The sequence below is a fragment of the Micromonospora sp. RTBAU3-60 genome (genome assembly GCF_054963695.1).
On sequence record NZ_JBUEGB010000057.1, the window covers coordinates 28,131 to 43,778 of the forward strand.

The window sequence follows — 15,648 nt, forward strand, 5'->3', positions numbered from 1 at the left end:
CCGTCTCGGTGCGCCCCCGCCGCCGGCGGATCAGGGGACGGGCGTCCCGTAGACACTGACCTCCGTGAGGTGGAACGACAGGTTGGCGGTGTTGTGCGTGCCGACTATCCGGATGTAGCGGGCCCTGGCCTCGGTTGTCATGGTGTCGCCGGCATCGGTAGCGGCGCGGGGTCCGCTTCGACCGCCGAGGGTGTACCAGGTGGTGCCGTCGAGGCTGCCCTCCACGCGGTACTCGTAGTAGCGCCCACCCGAGACGTAGTTGCGCACGTTGATGCGGGACACGTCGTTGACCGCGCCCAGGTCGACCCGCCACCATGTGGTGTCCCAGGTCATCTGGCTGGCGAAGTACGGCGAGTTGGCGCGGTTGCCGTCGTTCGCGTGCTCCGGGCCCCGGGTTGATTCCCAGCTCAGCGCGGTGACCGGCTTGCGGAGGCTCTGCAGAGTGTCCGTCGAGCCGTCGCGTGCTGTCGACGCGGCCGACGCTGGGGCGGTCAACACTGCGATCGTCTGCTGACCGGAGTACCGGTCGACCGCGGTGGCGAAGAGACCGACGTCCTGGACGGAGTCGGCGCCCGGGACGTGGGCTGAACCGATCACCGACCAGTTCCTGCCGTCGCTGCTGCAGGAGCCGGTGAGCTGGTCCCCGGACCTGCCGATGCGGACCCGCACCGGCGGCGCGAAGCCACCCACCTCGGCATAGGCGTCGACCTGGCCGTTGCCGTCGGAGTCCCAGCTGAAGACGCAGCCGTGGCGTGGGGTGACCGCGATGTTGGCGTAGCCGGCGGACCCGACCCTCGCCAGGTCGTTGCTCACCACCAGCCCGGCCCGGGTGAATTCCGACGAGCCGTCCTGCCGCAGCACCGTGCTGGTGAGCGCCTCTCCGTCGGTCAGGGCGTCCGGCCGGTATGCGGTGGCGAGTTCGTTCGTCTCCTTCCACAGGTCCTCGCCGCCGGCGGCGATCGCGATCCCACCGGCGGTCGGTGCGAACTCGGCCTCCGTGTTGGCCATCGTCTCGTACGAGGAGGGCAGGGCGCCGGCCACCAGCAGACTCGTCGAAGCGGTGTCCTGCGAGCGGATCCGGTCGGAGGTCCAGGAGGCGGTGACTGTGAGGGCTGGTAGGGCGCCGGGGGTGGCGTCGGCCGGGACGGTCAGGGTCCATGCCGCCGTGACCTCACCGCCCGGGGCGACGTCGGCCGCGCTGGTCGGCGTGGTCGCCCGCACCTGGTAGCCGTCCGGAGCGCTGACCTGAAGGCTGACCTCGTCCGCAGGCCGCAGGGTGTTGTCGTTGGCGAACGTCGCGGTGAGCTGCACCGCGCCCCCTGGCTTCACACCCTTGCGGTCCACCCTGACCGCCACCTGACCGTCCGGCAGCGCGGCCACCTTGCTCGCCTCCAGGTACGCGTTGCCGCGTGGCTCGGACGCGAGCTGGGTGCCCGCCCGCGACCACTGCTCGGCCACCGCCTGCCAGTCGATCCGCTCCGGATACTCCTTCCCCAGGCGCAGCGCCGTCTCCAGGCTGTCGAAGAACAACTGCCACCGCTTGGCGTAGTACTGCCCGACCAGGCCGTTCATTTCCCGGCGGGCGTAGTCCTGCAGGTCCGTGCCGGTGCTCCACAGCGTGACCAGCGATTTGAGGTTGTAGTCCAGGGTCGCGGCCTCGGCGGGGGTGGCGGCCTGCTTGTGGGCCTCCTTCTGCCACGCACCCAGCAGGAAGTTCTCATCGGTGCCCAGCAGCCGGTCCATCAGCCGCATCTCGTCCATCCACTGTCCGGTAAGCCGCTTGAACCGGTCGACGTCCTTGGCCCGGTAGGCCGCGCGGATCTTGGGTAGCAGCAGCCGGCTGTGGTTGGCCAGCACCTGCCGGCCGACGTCGACCAGGTCGTAGCGGTACGCGCCCGAGCCGCGCAGGCTCTTGTCGACCTTGAGCAGCTCGTCGAGGACCTGGTCGAAGGTGCGGATGTCGTACTGCAGCGGATAGCCAGTGTTGGCCAAACCGGGCTGGTCGTCGTACAGCCCCGTGACGTGCCGGGTGTCCGCGCCCGCGGGCCAGCTGTAGACCGTCCGGGCCATGATCCGCCACGCCTCCAGGGCATGGGAATCCGCCGCCCCGTACCGTGCGGTCGCGTAGTCCTCGAACCAGTGCTTTAGGTCGACCGGTCCGTCCTGCCATGGCAGGTCGGTGAAGAACGCCACGGCGGCGGGGTTGTTGTCGATCGCCTCCGGCATCAGCGCGATGCCGTTCATGGTTGTCCCGGGCCGCTTCAGCCACGCATGGAACTTGTCGTTCCAGACCTGCAGCCTCGCGCCGATGTTGAAGTGGCCACCGAAGTTCCAGATGGTGCCGAACGCGTACCCGGTGCCGAAAAAGGCCTTGTCGCGGTCGGTGATGCCGGACTCTTCGCTGATGCCGTCGACGATGAACATCTTCGAACGGTCGATGGCCTGCAGGGTCGCCGGCAGCGGGTTGCTCTGCCATCCGAGGATCGTCCAGAGGGCGTTCGGGTGCGCGGTGTTGAGCGCTCGCTGCACCGCTCGGGACGCCTCCGCGACGTTGACGGTTCCGGCCTTGCCGCCCTCGTGCAGCAGGTCCATCTTGTACATGGTGCTGGTCCCGAACAACTCGGTCTGTACCTGGTAAAACGTGGCCGCGACGCGCCCGAAGACCGGATCCGTGGGGTCGAGCCAGTCGGGTCGCTCGAGCAGGTTCCACGTGCCCTGCGGGACGGTGTTGGCTCCGGGGTTGCGGACCTCGAAGTCGGTCGGCACGGTGCCGAAGTAGCCGGGCAGGACCGGGACCATGCCCAGCGAGCGCAGTCGGTCGGACATCTTGCGACCCAGCTCGGACCGCTGGTCGATGAGCTGCTGGGAGATCGGGCTGTCGGTGCAGCACATGTTCTGCAGCAGCCACCAGGACTGGTGGCCCGGCTGTGGGATCCAGTTGCGCATATCCTGCGAGGTGTAGCCGAACTCCATGAAGGTGCGCTGGTAAACCGCCTCCTGGCCCTCGTAGACGAGCACCTCGTTGATGCCGTGGAGCGCGAGGACGTCGATTCGCCGTTCCCACTCGGCCCAGCTCAGGTACGGACCCGCGTAGCCCTGGTTCGTGTCGTTGAGGGCGAAGCGATGGTCCACCGATGAGTCTTTGGCAATAGGTGCCGACGGCAACGGCAGCTGCTCGGGCAGGTCGACCTGGGAGCCGTTGATCGAGATGTCCGCATGAGCGACCTGGCGCAGGTAATAGCCGAACCCGGTCAGCTGCACCGCCGGGGTCGTACCCGCGACGACGAGGCGGCCGGTTTCGGCGTACACCTCGAACCGATCCTTACCAATGCCCTTGTCGATCAGGCGGAGCGTCACCTGCTTGGCCCGCGACGTCCCGATCAGTCGCTCCAACGCCTGTGCGGCCGGATTGTCGAGCACCGGCTGTGTCGACTGCGCCGGTACTTCGGCCGCCACAGCAGGCGGGGCCGCGAGCGGAGCACCAACCAAGGTGAGTAGGACGGCGAGCACCACCACACGGGCTGGCCGCCGTCGATCTCGCCGCCGTCGACTTGGCAGTCTGGTGCGGACGGGCCCTTGCACTCCTTGATTGGGGGTCATTGGGCGGCCACCTCCAAGCGGGGGCAAAGCATGGGTGGGCGTTATTCAAAGTTCTTTCGTAAAGTCACTGCAAAATATCCTCGCCCTATGGCGAGCGCACCGTCAAGACGTAATGACGGACGTCAACGTCGAGGTTGAGGATGACGGGCTGGGGGCGGGATGAAGGACGGACGGCCGGCCGGGACGCCGGTGCTGCGCAGGATCAACCGTGCCGCGGTGCTGGACGCGTTCCGGCAGTCCGCACCGGATCCCGTCCGACTGGCCGAACTCACCCGGATGACCGCCCTGACCCGTCCGACGGTCACTCAGGCGGTGGAGGACCTGCTGGCGGCCGGCTGGCTACAGCAGCACGCACCGGAACCATCCGCGGTGGGCCGACCGGCGACACGATTTTCCCTGAACGGCCGGGCAGCCCCGGTCCTCGGGCTCGACGTCGGACCGCACACCGTCGCCGCCGGTGTCGCAGACCTCGCCGGCAAACGTCTCGCCGTGGTCCACCGAACCGTCCGCCGCCCCGGTGCACGTCAGCTGCTCGAAGTGGTGGACGAGGCAATCAGCGAGGCGTTGTCGGCGGCCGTGGTGTCTGCCGACCAGATCGCCGCGGTCACCGCGGCGACCCCCGGCATCGTCGAAGCGACCAGCGGCCGCGTGCTGTTCGCGCCGAGCGTGCCCGGCTGGTCGGCGATCGACCTCGTCGACCGCATGCGTCAACGCTTCACGTGCCCGGTGATGGTTGACAACGACGCCAACCTGGCCGCGCTCGCGGTGGCCCACGAACACACCGGCTCGGGCACCCTGCTCGCGGTCCACTGGGGCGAGCGGCTCGGTGCCGGAGTCGTCATCGACGGGCGGCTGCATCGAGGTGCGGGGGCGGCCGGTGAGATTGGCTTCATCCGCCCCGTCGGCGACCTGCCCGACGAAACCGGGGACGGCCGAGGGCCATTGGAGCGTGCGATCGGGGCCGAGGCGATCACCGATCTCGCCCGTCGGTACGCCGCCGAGCACCCGGAGTCGACTCTTGGCTCCCTTTCGACCGACCCCGCCACGGTCTTCAGGGCTGCCGCGGATGGTGACTTGTGTGCACACCACGTCGTGGATCGCATCGCCTTCGTCTTCGCCCAGGCGATCGCTCCCTGCGTCCTGGTGCTGTCCCCGCACACGATGATCATCAGCGGTGGCATCGCCCGGGCCGGCAGCGTCTTGCGGGACGCCGTGGCGCGCCATCTCGACCGCCTCACGCTTACCTCGCTGAATGTCGAGCTGTCCGGGCTGGCGGAGGAGACGGTGCTCACCGGAGCGCTCCGGATGGCCTTGGACGAGGTGTGGCGGAGCAGACTGACCGTCGCGTGAAGCGGGCACCGCACCGGCGGACAGGGTCGGCCAAAGCCGAGACCGAAGATCTTGTACCGGTCGGCGGTGCGGTTGTCGCTGGTCAGCCGGCTTCACCGGTAGCTCCGAGGCCGGAAAGCAGCCGGCCAGTTCGAGCGCCCCACATTTCGTCACATTTAAATATTGCGCTAGATGACTGAATCTGCCTAGTCTGGCAGCAGATCAATCACAAACGTTCAAAGCCCGACGAGACGCGCCGCGTCGGAGTCCCCGCATCATCCGCCGTGCACCGGATGACCGCTGCGCTCCCGACTGCCTGCGGTGTCGTCAGCCCGGCCGAGCCGGACGAGGCTCGGCCCACCGTGCGATGTGGTGAAAACACCTGCCTGCGACGAGGAGGTCCGATGCCACACAGATTCCTGAGACTGCTCACCGGAGCCGCGCTGGGTTTGGCGACCACCGGAGCCGCCGTGCTGCCGGGCACCGCGGTGACGGCGAGCCAACCGGGCCGGGCCTCGGTCACCGTACCGGCGGTGATCCCCGAGCCGGCGTCCCTGACCGTCGTGCCCGGCCAGTCGTTCGCGTTGACGCCGTCCACCCAGGTCGTCACGCATGGCTCGGACGACGCGCGGGCCGTGGGCAACTACCTGGCCGGCCTGCTGCGGCCGTCGACCGGCTACCCGCTGCCCGTCTCCGACGAGCCGGCCACCGCCGAGGCCGGGGCGATCGCGCTGCACCTCGACGACGACCCCGACCTCGGCCGGGAAGGGTACCGGCTCGACGTCACGCCCGGCCGCGTCCTGCTCCGGGCCGGCACGGCCGAGGGGCTGTTCCACGGCGTGCAGACGCTGCGCCAGCTGCTGCCGGCCACGATCGAGGCGGTCGCCCAGCAGCCGGGACCCTGGACGATCCCCGCGGTGCACGTGGTGGACCAGCCCCGCTTCGGCTGGCGGTCGGCGATGCTCGACCCGGCCCGGCACTTCCTGACCCCGGCCGAGGTCAAGCGGTACATCGACCTGCTGGCTCTCTACAAGATGAACACGCTGCACCTGCACCTGGCCGACGACCAGGGATGGCGGATCCAGATCGACAGTTGGCCCAGGCTGGCCACCTACGGCGGCAGCACCGAGGTCGGCGGCGGGCCCGGCGGCTACTACACCAAGGACGAGTACCGCGACATCGTCGCGTACGCCGCGCAGCGCTACATCACGGTCGTGCCGGAGATCGACATGCCGGGACACACCAACGCGGCCCTGGCGTCCTACGCGGAACTCAACTGCGACGGCGTAGCACCGCCGCTGTACACCGGCACCAGCGTCGGCTTCAGCTCGCTCTGCATCGACAAGCCGGTCACGTACGACTTCCTCGACGACGTCATCGGTGAACTCGCTGCCATGACCCCGGGCCGGTACATCCACATCGGCGGCGACGAGGCGCACGTCACCCCGCACGACGACTACGTACGCTTCATCAACCGGGTCGAGGACATCGTCAACCGGCACGGCAAGGCGACGCTCGGCTGGGAGGAGATCAGCGCGGCCGATGTCGAGCCGCCCTCGATGGCGCAGTACTGGTGGACCGCCGCGGAGGCCCGACAGGCCGCCGAGAAGGGCCTGGACGTGGTGATGTCCCCGGCTCAGAAGGTCTACCTGGACATGAAGTACGACGCGAGCACCCCGATCGGGCTGAGCTGGGCCGGCTACACCACTGTGCGCGACAACTACGAGTGGGACCCGGGCAGCTTCGTCAGCGGCCTCGACCCCGCACGGATCCGGGGTGTCGAGGCGCCGCTTTGGGGCGAGACGGTCGAGGACATCGACGACGTCGAGTTCCTGGCGTTTCCCCGGATCCCCGGGGTCGCCGAGCGTGGCTGGTCCAGCGCACAGGGGCGCTCGTGGGACGAGTATCGAGTGCGGCTGGGCGCGCACGGGCCCCGCTGGGACGTGATGTCGGTGAACTACTACCGGTCCCCAGAGGTGGCATGGGGTGAGCCCGCGCCGGTGACGGTCGCGACGGACGAGCAGGTCGTCTACGCCGAGGACGGCACCGCAACGGTCACAGTGACGGTCACCAACCGCAGCAATGCTCTGCTCAGCGACGTCGTCGTGGATCTGGACATCGATGGCGCCAGCGCGGTAGCGACCGGCGGCGCTGAGCTGCCGCGGTTGCCCGCGGGGGAGAGCCGGCAGGTGACGTACGCAGTGGCCTTCCCGGACGCCGCGGGGGCGCGGGACAGCCGCTCGCGGACCAGCGTCACCTGGCAGGCGCCGGACGGCAGCACCGGCGAGGTGCGGTATCAGGCGGCACTGCGGCTGTCCTGCGCGCCCGACGCCACCACGCCGACGGCCGTCGTCCACGCGGACAGCGAGGAGACCGCGGCGGAGAACGGTGCGGCGGCGAACGCCATCGACGGCAACGTCGACACCATCTGGCACACCCGGTACAGCACCCCCCGGGCCGGCTACCCGCACGAGATCCAGGTCGACCTCGGCCGTACCGACGCCGTCTGCGCCTTCCGTTATCTGCCCCGGCAGAGCGGCGTCAACGGCACCATCAGTCGGTTCGAGGTCTACCTCAGCACCGACGGCGCCACCTGGGGCAGCCCGGTCGCCAGCGGCACCTTCGCCCCGGGTAGCGGCGAGAAGTGGACGCCGTTCGCCGAACGCGACGCCCGGTACGTGCGCCTGGTCGCGCTGACCGAGATCAACGGCGGCCCGTGGGCGTCGGCCGCCGAGATCGGCGTCGACATGCGCTGACAGGCCACCGGAGCGTTCAGGGGGCATGCCCACCAGGCATGCCCCTGTGCTGTGGGCACCGAACCGGTCGGAACGAGGACGATCCCGACCACGTCGCCGGCTCGAACGGACACGGGGCCCGGGCTGGCTCCTCGCCGGACCGGGCCCCCTGCCCATCAGGCGAGGTCGTAGCGATCCAGGTTCATGACCTTGACCCAGGCCGCGATGAAGTCCTGGACGAACTTCTCCTGCCCGTCGGCGCTGCCGTAGACCTCCGCGATGCCTCGGAGTTGGGAGTTCGCACCGAAGACGAGGTCGACGGCGGTAGCCGTCCACCTGACCTCGCCCGTGGCGCGGTCCCGGCCCTCGTACACGTTCTCGGCGGAGGCGGAGGTCTTCCACTCCGTGCCGATGTCGAGCAGGTTCCGGAAGAAGTCGGTCGTCAACGTCTCGGGCCGGTCGGTGAAGACGCCGTGCCGTGCCTGTCCCACGTTGGCGTTCAACACCCGCATGCCACCGATCAGGACCGTCATCTCGGGAACGGTCAGCGTCAACAGGTTGGCGCGGTCCAGCAGCAGGGTCTCCGGCGACAGCTTCTGTCCCGCTCGCAGGTAGTTGCGGAACCCGTCCGCCTTCGGTTCGAGCACGGCGAACGACTCGACGTCGGTCTGCTCCTGGGACGCGTCCGTGCGTCCGGGCGAGAACGGGACCGTGACCTCATGCCCGGCGTTCCTGGCCGCCTGCTCGACGGCCGCGCAACCGCCGAGGACGATCAGGTCGGCGAGGGACACCTTCTTCCCACCGGACTGCGAGTCGTTGAACTCCCGCTGGATCTGCTCCAGCCGCTGCAGCACGGTGGCGAGCTGGGCCGGCTCGTTGACCTCCCAGTTCTTCTGCGGCTCGAGGCGGATCCGCGCCCCGTTGGCGCCGCCGCGCATGTCGGTGCCGCGGAAACTGGCCGCCGACGCCCAGGCGGTCGCGACCAGCTGCGAGACGGACAGCCCCGAGGCCAGGACCGTGCGCTTGAGGGCGGCGATGTCGTCGGTGCCGATCAGCTCGTGGTCGACCGGCGGGACGGGGTCCTGCCACAGCTGCGGCTCCGGAACCCAGGGGCCGAGGTAGCGCGAAACGGGTCCCATGTCGCGGTGCAGCAGCTTGTACCACGCCTTGGCGAACGCGTCCGCGAACTGGTCCGGGTTCTCCATGAACCGCCGCGAGATCGGCTCGTAGATCGGATCGACGCGCAGCGCGAGGTCGGTCGTCGCCATCATCGGGGCGTACCTGACCGCGGGGTCGTGGGCGCCCGGTACGGCGTCCGCCGCGGCGCCGCCCTTCGGCCGCCACTGCTTCGCGCCGGCCGGGCTCTCGGTCAGTTCCCACTCGTGGCCGAAGAGGGTCTCGAAGAAGCTGTTGTCCCACGTGATCGGGGTGGGTGTCCAGGCTCCCTCGAGCCCGCTGGTGATCGTGTCCCCGCCCTTGCCGCTGCCGAAGCTGTTCTTCCAGCCCAGGCCCTGCTGCTCGAGCGGGGCGCCCTCGGGTTCCGGGCCGACGTACTCGGCCGGGCCGGCGCCGTGGGTCTTGCCGAACGTGTGGCCGCCGGCGATGAGCGCCACCGTCTCCTCGTCGTTCATCGCCATCCGCCCGAAGGTCTCCCGGATGTCCCGGGCGGCGGCCAGCGGATCCGGAGTGCCGTTGGGGCCCTCCGGGTTCACGTAGATCAGCCCCATCTGCACAGCGCCGAGCGGGCCGGCGAGCTCCCGGTCGCCGCTGTAGCGCTCGTCGCCGAGCCAGGTGTCCTCCGGCCCCCAGAAGATCTCCTCGGGCTCCCAGACGTCCTCCCGGCCGAAGCCGAAGCCGAACGTCTTGAACCCCATCGACTCCAGGGCACAGTTGCCCGCGAAGACCAGCAGGTCGGCCCAGGAGATCTTCCGACCGTACTTCTGCTTGACCGGCCAGAGCAGCCGGCGCGCCTTGTCGAGGTTCGCGTTGTCGGGCCAGCTGTTGAGAGGGGCGAACCGCTGGGCGCCGTCGCCGCCACCGCCGCGGCCGTCCTCGATCCGGTACGTGCCGGCGGAGTGCCAGGTCATCCGGATGAACAGCGGCCCGTAGTGGCCGTAGTCGGCCGGCCACCAGTCCTGCGACGTCGTCATCACCTCGAAGACGTCCCGCTTCAACGCCTCGACGTCGAGCTTCTTGAACTCCTCCGCGTAGTCGAAGTCCTCGCTCATCGGAGTGACCCGCCGCGCGTGCTGGTGGAGAACCTGCAGGTTCAGCTGATTCGGCCACCAGTCCTGGTTGGTTCTGGGCCGCCGGATCGGCTTGGGAGTGGGGGAGGGGATTGCTGGGTTCTCGCTCTCGCTGACGCTCTCCGTCGCGGCCTTCTTGTCAGACACGTCGGTCCTTCTCCCGTCTTGATGACTCGTTCTGTCAACTGGCTGCTGGTGCCGCGAGACACTCGGGGCAAACACCCCAGTAGGTGACCTCGGCCTCGTCGACCGAGAAGCCCCGGTTGTCGGACGCGGTCAGGCAGGGCGCCTCGCCGACGGCGCAGTCGACGTCGGCGATGACGCCGCACGACCGGCACACCACGTGGTGGTGGTTGTCCCCGATCCGCGACTCGTAGCGCGCCACGGAGCCGGCGGGCTGGATACGCCGCAGCAGCCCCGCGGCGGTGAGCGCGTGCAGCACGTCGTACACGGCCTGGTGGGACACCTCGGGAAGCGCCCTGCGCACGGCGCCGAAGATCGACGCGGTGTCGGCATGTGGATGCGCGTGCACCGCGCTCAGCACCGCCAGCCGTGGACGGGTCACCCGGAGCGCGGCGCCGCGCAGCATGCGCTCGAAGTCCGGAATCGTGGCCACGTTGCGCAGTATGCTCCGCTTTGTTCTTGATTGCATCCAGAACACGGCGTCGCCCGGCTTCCCGCTCGGACCCACTCCCCGAGAGGTGCTTTAGTTGACGGCATGCCCAACCCCGCGATCCTCACCGTCGACGACGACCCGGCCGTCTCCCGGGCGGTCGCCCGCGACATCCGCCGCCGCTACGGCGACCGCTACCGCGTGGTGCGGGCCGACTCCGCCGAGGCGGCGCTGGAGGCGCTCCGCGAGCTGAAACTGCGCGGGGAGCAGGTCGCCGTGCTGATCGCGGACTACCGGATGCCCCAGATGAACGGCATCGAGTTCCTCGAGGCCGCCATGGATCTCTTCCCGGCCGCCCGTCGGGTCCTGCTGACCGCGTACGCCGACACCGACGCCGCGATCAACGCGATCAACGTCGTCGACCTCGACCACTACCTGCTCAAGCCGTGGCACCCGCCGGAGGAGAAGCTCTATCCGGTGCTGGACTCGCTGCTGGAGGCCTGGCTGGCCACCGCGACGACGCCCACCACCGACCTGCGCGTGGTCGGGCACCGCTGGTCGGCCCCGTCCTTCAAGGCGCGCGACTTCCTAGCCCGCAACCTCGTGCCGTTCCGCTGGGTGCTCGCCGACGAGCCAGAGGGCGCCGAGCTGCTGGCGGCCGCAGGGGTGACCGCGAACGACGTACCCCTGATCGTCACGACCGAGGGCAAATCGCTGGTGCAGCCGACCGAGGCCGACCTGGCCGCGCACGTGGGCCTGACCACGGCGCCCGCCGCGGACTTCTACGACCTGGTGGTCGTCGGAGCCGGCCCGGCCGGACTCGGCGCCGCCGTCTACGGCGCCTCCGAGGGGCTGCGGACCGTGCTGGTCGAGCGGCGGGCCACCGGCGGCCAGGCCGGGCAGAGCAGCCGGATCGAGAACTACCTCGGCTTCCCCGACGGCGTCTCCGGCGCCCAGCTGACCGACCGGGCCCGCCGGCAGGCACTGCGCTTCGGCAGCGAACTGCTCACCGCCCGCGAGGTGGTGGCCCTGGAAGACGCCGGGGCGGCGCGGGTGCTGCGGTTCGCCGACGGCAGCAGCATCGCCACCCACACGGTCGTGCTCGCCACCGGCGTCTCGTACCGGATGCTCCCGGCACCCGGCCTGGCGGAGCTGACCGGCCGCGGCTGCTTCTACGGCTCCGTGGCGAGTGAGGCGCCGAGCTGCTCCGGGCAGGACGTCTACATCGTGGGCGGGGCGAACTCCGCCGGCCAGGCCGCCGTGCACTTCTCCCGGTACGCCCAGCGGGTGCACCTGCTGATCCGCGGCGCCGACCTGACCCGGTCGATGTCCAGCTACCTGATCGAGCAGATCGCGCGGATCGACAACATCGAGGTCCACCCCCACACGGAGGTGGCCGCCGGAGCCGGCCAGGAACACCTCGAGCAGGTGACCCTGCGCGACATCCGCAGCGGCGAGGTCCGCCGGGTCGACACCTCGTGGCTGTTCGTGTTCATCGGCGCGGAGCCCCGCACCGACTGGCTCGACGGGGCCGTCGCCCGCGACCCGCGCGGGTTCGTCCTCACCGGCCCCGACCTGACCAGAGGCGGCCGCCGGCCGCCCGGCTGGACCCTGCCGCGCGACCCGTACCACCTGGAGTCCAGCATGCCCGGCGTCTTCGCCGCCGGTGACGTGCGGGCCGAATCGGTGAAACGGGTCGCCTCGGCCGTCGGCGAGGGCGCGATGGCGGTGTCGCTCGTGCACCGCTACCTGGAGGCACAGTGACCACGACAGACGGCCGGCTCACCCCGGACGAGCTGCGGAGCCTCTTCCTCTTCGAGGCGCTCACCCCGCACCAGCTGGCGCACCTGTCCGAACACGGCCGGGTCGAACAGCGCCACGCCGGCGACGCCGTGTACGTCGAGGGCGAGCCGGCGAGCTGCTTCTACGTGCTGCTCAGCGGCACGGTAGCGATGCGCCGCCGGGTGCAGGGCGACGACGTCGAGGTGAGCCGTACCAGCCAGCGCGGCGTGTACGGCGGGGCGATGCAGGCGTACATCGGTGACCTGGCCGAGCAGCAATACGCCAACAGCCTCTTCGCGGTGACCGACTGCGAGGTCTTCGCGCTGCCCGCCGAGATCATCGCCGAGGCGATGCGGGCCTGGTTCCCGATGGCCACCCACCTCCTCGAGGGGCTGTTCATCGGGATGCGCAACACACAGACCATCGTCGGCGAACGGGAACGGCTGCTGGCGTTGGGCGCGCTCTCGGCGGGGCTGACCCACGAGCTCAACAACCCGGCCGCGGCCGCCGTCCGGGCCACCTCCGCACTGCGCGGCCGGGTCGCGAAGATGCGTCACAAGCTCGCCCTGATCGCCGACGGTCGGCTCGACGGCCGGCGCCTGCACGACCTCGTCGCCCTGCAGGAGGAGGCGGTGAAGCGGGCCGCCGCCGCGCCGCCGCTGACCCCGCTGGCCGCCAGCGACGCCGAGGACGAGCTCGCCGACTGGCTCGACGACCACGGTGTCCGCGGGGCCTGGGAGATCGCCCCGACGCTGGTCGCCGGCGGCATCGACGCGGGGTGGCTGAGCCAGGTCGACGCCGCGGTCGGGGCCGACGACCTGGAGTCGGCGATCCACTGGATCACGTACACCATCGACACCGAACTGTTGATGGGCGAGATCGACGACGCGGTCGGCCGGATCTCCGGGCTCGTCGGCGCCGCGAAGCAGTACTCCCAGCTGGACCGGGCGCCCTACCAGACCGTGGACGTCCACGACCTGCTCGACGCCACCCTGGTCATGCTCCAGGCCAAAATCCCGTCCGGAGTGCAGGTGGTGAAGGAGTACGACGAGACCCTGCCCGCCATCCCGGCCTACGCCGCCGAGCTGAACCAAGTCTGGACCAACCTCATCGACAACGCGCTCGGCGCGATGGGCGGAACCGGCACACTGACTATCCGGACCGGCCGCAAGGAGGACCGGCTGATCGTGGAGGTCCACGACACCGGCAGCGGTATCCCGCCGGAGATCCGGCCGCGGATCTTCGAACCGTTCTACACCACCAAGCCGGTCGGCGAGGGCACCGGCCTGGGGTTGGACATCTCCTACCGGATCATCGTGAACAAACACCACGGTGACATCCGGGTGCAGTCGCAGCCCGGCGACACCCGGTTCATCGTGCTGCTGCCGATGGCCTCGGCATAGTGCGTTGACCTATCGCGTTGCGAGCGTGGCGAGCAGGCTGACCAACTTGATTAGGAATCGTCGGTGATCCTAGGTTAGCCGTGTGGACCGTGGCGTTTCCGCTTTTGGGCTGGTTCGGGGGAGATTCCGGTGACGTGGGCCGGTCGTGATCGCGGGTCCTCCTGGATCGATGGCGGGGCGATGAGCCGGTGACCGGAAAGTTGCCCCTGGCTGAGGGTGAGACTTCCCGTACCGCTTGCGCCCAGGCCGTGCTCCGTTCGGGGGTGGACGAGGAGAGCGGTGAGGTTCTGTCGCAGGCGGTGCTTGCGCAGCGGATCGGCTGGTGTGCCGATCTGGTGGCGGGGATGGTGTCCGGCCTGTTGGCGGAGCGGTGGAACTGCGCGGATGTGGAGGTGTTGGCCTCCGGACACGACGCGGGTGGTCGGAAGCTTCCGTCGAATGCGTGGATGGCGCTGCGGCGTCTGGGTTGGACGGTTACCGCGCCGGTGGGTGTGAGGGTCAATGACCGGGTCGTGCGGATGGCGCAGGAGCAGGCGGGGCGGGTTCTGCGTTCGGCGTGGTGGCGTGCGGGCCTGACCTCCGGTGTGTTGGCGACGTGGCCGGCCGATCCGCGTCAGCGCACCGCGCAGGAGTGGGAGCAGGTACGCAAGGCGGTTCCGGGCGGGGAGCATCTGCCGTCCAGCATCGTCAAGGGCCGTACTCGGCAGGCCGCCAGGTTCCTTGCCGCCAATGGCCGGCTGCCAGTGGACGTGTTCGAGCTTGAAGGCGTCCCACGGGTCGCGCGGATGCTGCTGCTGGCCGCGTGTGACCGGCAGCAGGCCAGCATCGAACGCAGCGACACCGACCCTGCGAGGGTGTTGCTGCGGTTGCAGTTGCCCACCCGCCCGGATCCGCGAGCCTACGCGGATTGGACGTGGGTGGCCTGTCCGATCAGCCTGCCGCCCACGGTCCCCGCCTCGGCGATACTGCACCTGCCCACCCTGCGCGTGACCGGCCGGCAGGTGCGTGCCGATATGGCGTACACGCACGCCGTGCCGAAGGCCCGGCGCACCGGTCACATGGTGGCGCTCGGTGTGGACTGGGGCCTGAACACTCTCCTCAGCGCGGGAGCCCTGCGACTGCACGAGGATGGGCGGATCACGGCGTTGGGGGCGGGTGGTCAGTTCCGGGCGGCCGGGGTCCTCGCCAAGCAGCACCGGCTGCGCCGGCACAGTGAGCGGCTGCACGCCAAAGCCGACCACTACCAACGCCTCACCGGCAGCAACGAGCAGCATCACCTCGTCGGCAAACTGGCGGTACTACGCGACGAGATCCGCCACGTCTCCGCCCGCCGGACGAACCTGAACGTCGCGCTCGCGTGGGCCGCCGCCCGCTGGGCCGTCGACCAGGCCATCGCCTCCCGGGCGACCGTCATCTACGTCGAAGACCTGCGGTCCTTGGAAGCGCGGGACATGGGGGCCACCCTCAACACGCGCCTGTCCCAGCAGGTGCGCGGGCAGATCGCCGACCGGATGCGGCACCTCGCCGCCGAGGTGGGTATCGCCGTGGTCACCACGCCTGCCCGCAACACCTCGAAGCACTGCCCGCAGTGCCTGGCTCCGCTGCAGCATCGCAAGGCCCCCGACCGCCCCACCACCCCAGGCTGGAAGTGGGCGATCTGCCCCCACCAGTCCTGCCGGTGGCAAGGCGACCGCGACCAGGGTGCCTGGCGGCGGATCGCCGCCCGCGGCCTGACCCATCAGGCAAAGACCGTCACCGACAAGGCCAGCGGGCACCTGGTCATCCGCGCCGTGGTCGACAAACTCGAAGTATCGGCGGTCATCACCACGACCAGTCGGGGGGACCGGTCGAAGGCCGGTCCCACCCGGCGCAAGGCACCACGCCCCGCGCCCAGGCGACGTAGGGCACCCTCCCCCACCCGGCCTCACAGCCTGGCGGGT

At 70.0% G+C, this 15,648-nt stretch carries 8 protein-coding genes; 5 read left to right on the forward strand and 3 right to left on the reverse strand.

Going from position 1 to position 15,648, the window contains the following annotated elements; all coding sequences use genetic code 11:
- Window positions 1-30: 30 nt before the first annotated feature.
- Window positions 31-3,420: an alpha-N-acetylglucosaminidase TIM-barrel domain-containing protein gene (locus ACY34I_RS31865; RefSeq protein WP_462758883.1), complete on the reverse strand. Its 3,390-nt coding sequence runs from the start codon at window positions 3,418-3,420 to the stop codon at window positions 31-33.
- Window positions 3,421-3,759: 339 nt separating this feature from the next.
- Between ACY34I_RS31865 and ACY34I_RS31870 the strand changes: the two genes are divergently transcribed.
- Together ACY34I_RS31870 and ACY34I_RS31875 are read left to right on the forward strand one after the other, a co-directional pair.
- Window positions 3,760-4,950 carry an ROK family protein gene (locus ACY34I_RS31870; RefSeq protein ID WP_462758884.1) on the forward strand — a complete coding sequence of 397 codons (1,191 nt, stop codon included), beginning with the start codon at window positions 3,760-3,762 and terminating at the stop codon, window positions 4,948-4,950.
- Between the two features lie 383 nt (window positions 4,951-5,333).
- The gene (locus tag ACY34I_RS31875; protein ID WP_462758885.1) at window positions 5,334-7,685 is read left to right on the forward strand and encodes a family 20 glycosylhydrolase; all 2,352 of its coding nucleotides are present in this window, start codon (window positions 5,334-5,336) and stop codon (window positions 7,683-7,685) included.
- Window positions 7,686-7,840: 155 nt separating this feature from the next.
- Here the strand turns inward: ACY34I_RS31875 and katG are convergent, their stop codons facing one another.
- The gene (katG, locus tag ACY34I_RS31880) at window positions 7,841-10,057 is read right to left on the reverse strand and encodes a catalase/peroxidase HPI (protein ID WP_462758886.1); all 2,217 of its coding nucleotides are present in this window, start codon (window positions 10,055-10,057) and stop codon (window positions 7,841-7,843) included.
- Between the two features lie 34 nt (window positions 10,058-10,091).
- A complete protein-coding gene (locus ACY34I_RS31885; protein WP_462758894.1) occupies window positions 10,092-10,499 on the reverse strand; it encodes a Fur family transcriptional regulator in 408 nt (135 codons plus the stop codon).
- Between the two features lie 129 nt (window positions 10,500-10,628).
- Between ACY34I_RS31885 and ACY34I_RS31890 the strand changes: the two genes are divergently transcribed.
- The 3 genes from ACY34I_RS31890 to ACY34I_RS31900 all read left to right on the forward strand — a co-directional run.
- A complete protein-coding gene (locus ACY34I_RS31890) occupies window positions 10,629-12,287 on the forward strand; it encodes an NAD(P)/FAD-dependent oxidoreductase (protein ID WP_462758887.1) in 1,659 nt (552 codons plus the stop codon).
- The gene (locus ACY34I_RS31895) at window positions 12,284-13,708 is read left to right on the forward strand and encodes an ATP-binding protein (protein ID WP_462758888.1); all 1,425 of its coding nucleotides are present in this window, start codon (window positions 12,284-12,286) and stop codon (window positions 13,706-13,708) included. The genes ACY34I_RS31890 and ACY34I_RS31895 overlap by 4 nt, the downstream gene beginning before the upstream one ends.
- 188 nt (window positions 13,709-13,896) lie before the next feature.
- The coding region (locus tag ACY34I_RS31900) for a zinc ribbon domain-containing protein (RefSeq protein ID WP_462758889.1) at window positions 13,897-15,648 on the forward strand (1,752 nt) is incomplete at its 3' end.

Bases quoted from the DNA above. Each gene is read 5' to 3' on its own strand.
- ACY34I_RS31870 (WP_462758884.1), top strand. From the start codon at position 3,760: ATGAAGGACGGACGGCCGGCCGGGACGCCGGTGCTGCGCAGGATCAAC.
- ACY34I_RS31875 (WP_462758885.1), top strand. From the start codon at position 5,334: ATGCCACACAGATTCCTGAGACTGCTCACCGGAGCCGCGCTGGGTTTG.
- ACY34I_RS31885 (WP_462758894.1), bottom strand. From the start codon at position 10,499: ATGCTGCGCGGCGCCGCGCTCCGGGTGACCCGTCCACGGCTGGCGGTG.
- ACY34I_RS31890 (WP_462758887.1), top strand. From the start codon at position 10,629: ATGCCCAACCCCGCGATCCTCACCGTCGACGACGACCCGGCCGTCTCC.